This window comes from Sodaliphilus sp. (assembly GCF_045598405.1).
Classification (GTDB): domain Bacteria; phylum Bacteroidota; class Bacteroidia; order Bacteroidales; family Muribaculaceae; genus Sodaliphilus; species Sodaliphilus limicaballi.
Genome location: NZ_JAZLLZ010000177.1, coordinates 1 through 4,157, shown reverse-complemented (window position 1 = coordinate 4,157; position 4,157 = coordinate 1). Strand labels below are relative to the sequence as shown.

Below are 4,157 nucleotides of genomic sequence, written 5' to 3'. Positions count from 1 at the left end.
ACTTCACCCCCCCACCGGCAGTCGTTTCACTCCCTTCGGTGGGGGTTATGTGCCCAAAGCAAGCTTTGTGCGTGTCGGCTTTCAGCCTCAAATTGTTAATATATTTTCAATGAAAAAAATCAGTGAGATCAGTGAGATCCGCGCGGGGAGTTCCATTGGTGAATAGTTACGAATATGAGGGAGTTCTTTTGACTTATTTTTTTGTGGGATAACTGATTTCCTTGGGAAGAAGCCACGTCTTTAGGTGTGAGTGCGACCCCTTCGAGGTCGGTTGGTATATGTTCCTTTCCGACGGCCTGCGGCCATCGGTTACGATGCAATGTGACGACTCCGTCGTCATTTTACCCACCGGGGACAATGTGACGGCTCCGTCGTCATTTACCCACCGGGGGAAATGTGACGGCTCCGTTGTCATTTACCCACCGGGGACAATGTGACGGCTCCGTTGTTATAATAATATCACATGATATGGTAGCAAATTGTTTGCTGATTCGTTATTCCGTACCTAAAGGCACGGGCAATTATTAATCACATTTTTACAGCCATTTCGGCGTACCTATGGCACGCCTGCATGGCTGCCTACCATATCACATCCCAAGAGGGATGTTTCTGGTTGGTGTCGCGTTGCGGCCATCCCAGCGGGATCCCCAAAGGGATGTTTCACCTACTTTCCCATCCGTTTCTTGCTTCATCCACCGGGGAAATACGCTGATACCTTATTTTCACGTCTGGTGAGCTGGTATTAAAAAAGCTAGGGTGGCGCTTTGTGGGGTGCCACCCTAGCAGGGAGATATTTGTTTCGTCTTATTATTTAATCAGAAACGGGTTGTCATTACTTCTTTGAGCGGTTAGCAATCTTGTAGGCCACGGGAGAAGCGATGAACAGTGAAGCGCAAGTACCAACAATCACACCGAGGATCATCGCGAAGATGAAGCTGCGGATTGACTCGCCACCGAGGAAGAAGATAACGAAGAGCACGAGCAGTGTGGTCACTGAAGTCATCAATGTACGTGACAGAGTGCTGCAGAGTGCCTTGTTGAATGTTTCGTTCTGGTCCTGCTTGGGGAAGAGAGTGCGGTATTCACGCACGCGGTCGAATACAACCACGGTATCGTTCACCTGGTAACCGATCACGGTGAGGATAGCGGCGATGAACGTCTGGTCAATCTCCATAGAGAAGGGGAACAGTCCGTGGAGTGTGTAGAAACCGATAACGATGAATGAAGTGAACGCTACGGCAGCAAGAGCACCGATAGAGAATGCCACGTTGCGGAAACGGAGCAGGATGTAGAGTGCCATTGCGAGCAGTGAGAACAATACTGCCCAGATTGCCTCGCGTGCCATGTCGCTAGCGATGCTAGGACCAACAACCTCGGTAGAAACTACGCCTACCTCTGAATTGCTCACGCTGAAGTCTTTCTTATCCATCTTGCCGAGTTCGCTCTTCAAGCCGTTGTAGAGCTTGTCCATGATCTCAGCGTCAACGCCCTCGGCAGTGTCATCGATCTTGAAGTTGGTAGAAACGCGCACCTTGGTGTCGTTGTCGATGGTGATAACAGAAGTGTTAGCACCGGGGAACTCCTTGGCGAGCTGCTCCTCGAGCTGCTGGGTAGAAACGGCGTGGTCGAATTGTACCACGTAGTTGCGACCACCAGAGAAGTCGATACCGGGGTTGAGGTGACGGACGCCGAAGAGGACGCCGAACAATACAACGCAAACACCAACTGCAATCCAAGCAACCTTGGCCTTGCCCATGAAGTCGAACTGAACGTTCTCCATGAGTTTCTTGGTGAGAGGAGTGGTGAATGTCATGTTGCTGAACCAGCCGCGGTTGATGCAGAACTCCATAACCACGCGAGTTGCGAACACAGCAGTGAAGAATGAGCACAGGATACCAACAACCTCGGTCACAGCGAAGCCCTTGATGGGACCAGAACCGAGATTGATGAGGATAACACCTGTGATGATAGAAGTCAAGTTAGAGTCGAAGATTGCAGAGAACGCGTTGCTGTAACCGTCCTGAACAGCGCTCTTGAGACCCTTGCCAGCACGAAGTTCCTCCTTACAACGCTCGAAGATGAGCACGTTGGCATCCACAGCCATACCGAGTGCGAGCACGATACCGGCGATACCAGGCAGTGTGAGCACGCTCTGGAAAGAAGCAAGGATACCCACTGTGAAGAAGAGGTTGAGGATAAGACCGAGGTTAGCGATGTTACCGGCCTTAACACCATAAGTGCACATCATGAAGATCATGAGCAGGATGAGAGCGACGATGAATGAAGTGACACCCATCTTGATAGACTCTTGTCCGAGTGAGGGACCGATCACGCTCTGGCTAGCCAACTCAACGCGTGCAACCATCTTACCAGACTGGAGCACGTTGGCAAGGTCATTAGCCTCTTCAACAGTGAAGTGACCGCTGATCTGAGAGTTACCGCCGTCGATCTGAGTGTTAACATTGGGGAAAGAGTAAACCTGGTCGTCGAGCACGATAGCGACGGGCTTGCCGATGTTCTGGCCTGTGAGGCGTGACCACTGGCGTGCGCCCTCGTCGTTCATGCGCATTGAAACTACCTGACCCTGGAGGTTGTCATACTCGCTGCTAGCGCTAGTGACAACATCGCCGCTCATCTGAGCCTGGCCGTTGATAGTGCGGAGTGCGATGAGCTGAACGAACTCTACGCCGTTCTGTGCCTTCTGGGGCTTAACGGTCCAAGCGAGCTTGAGGTCGTTGGGGAGAGTGCTCTTGGCAGCAGCCGAGTAGATAATCTTGTTAACCTCGGCAGTATCGGTAACGAGAACGTTACCCACTACACAACTCTGACCGCCGGGATAACCAGTAAGCTCGGCGAGAGTCTTGCTTGTAGCAACCTTCTCAACCTTGGCAGCCTCGGCCTTTGTGCTGTCGGTAGCAGTTGAGTCATTCTCGGCCTTTGCCACGGGAGCGCCGTTGGCAGCCTGCTGGTTGAGTGCGTTGAGCGAACCCATGATCTCAGAAACCTGGTAAGTCTCATAGAATTCGAGGTTAGCAGCGCTCTGGAGCAGCTTAGCCACACGTTCGGGCTCTTTCACACCGGGGAGCTCGAGGAGGATGCGACCAGTACCCTGGAGCTTCTGGATGTTGGGGGCAACAACGCCGAAGCGGTCGATACGGTTGCGGAGCACGTTGTATGAATTGTCAACCATGCTCTCAACCTCGGCCTCGAGAACCTTCTGCACCTGGTCGTCAGTTGCATTGGGGATCTCTTTCACCTTGTCCACGTTGCGGAAGATCTGAGCGAGCTTGCCTTCGGGAGCGAGTTTCTTGTACTCCTTGCAGAAGGCGTCAACAAAGTTTTCCTGAGCGGCGAGGTTCTTCTGGCTTTCGAGCACGTTGTCAATAGCCTGGTTAAACTTCTTGTCGGGGTTGTTGTCAGAGAGAGCTCTCAAGATGTCGGGGACCGAGATCTGGAGAGTTACGTTCATACCACCCTTCAAGTCAAGACCGAGACCGAGTTCTTTCTCGCGCACTTGCATCAAGTTGTAATTGATGAACGGCCAAATTTTGTAAACAGTCTCGTTGTTCAAGGAGTCAGTGATCTCCTTAAGAGCCACACGATACTTCTCATTAGAGGTATCGGGGGTTTTAATACCAGCCGCAGCGAGTGCCTTCTGCTCTGCAACGTCCTGATAGTGGTTAGAAACCACGGTGAACGACAGGTAGAAGCCACAGATCAAGAGAAGAAATGCGGTAATGGTAACAATAAAACCTTTCGTTTGCATTTGTTTTTTTAGTTTTGTTATTAATTGTTATTATTTTATATTTCAAGCAGTTAACGCAGTCTAGAACACATGACTAGACCGCAATGCAAGGAGCCCTCTTGCCACAATGTGCGTTGCAGTGAGTCCCTTACACAACTTTTCAAGTTGCAAATATACAACAAATTATTCACGTAGCGAAATAATTGAAATGGTTTTTTCACTTCGCTTGATTTTTCTGATTTTTTTTCTTGAGGGGGATAGGGGGAGATAGGGTAACTATTCAGCAATGGTATTTTGGGTAATATCCCCGCGCGGATCTCACTGATAACACAGATTTAATAATAACTGAAAGAAATTAAAATAATTAGAATAATTTCTTATTCAGTTAAATCAGAGCAATCTGTTGTAACTA

1 protein-coding gene is annotated in these 4,157 nt (G+C 50.0%); it reads right to left on the bottom strand.

What is annotated here, in order from left to right:
* Positions 1-832: 832 nt before the first annotated feature.
* On the bottom strand, positions 833-3,766 hold the full coding sequence (secDF, locus tag ACKI3C_RS11970) for a protein translocase subunit SecDF (protein WP_407405358.1): 2,934 nt from the start codon (positions 3,764-3,766) through the stop codon (positions 833-835).
* Between the last annotated feature and the right edge of the window lie 391 nt (positions 3,767-4,157).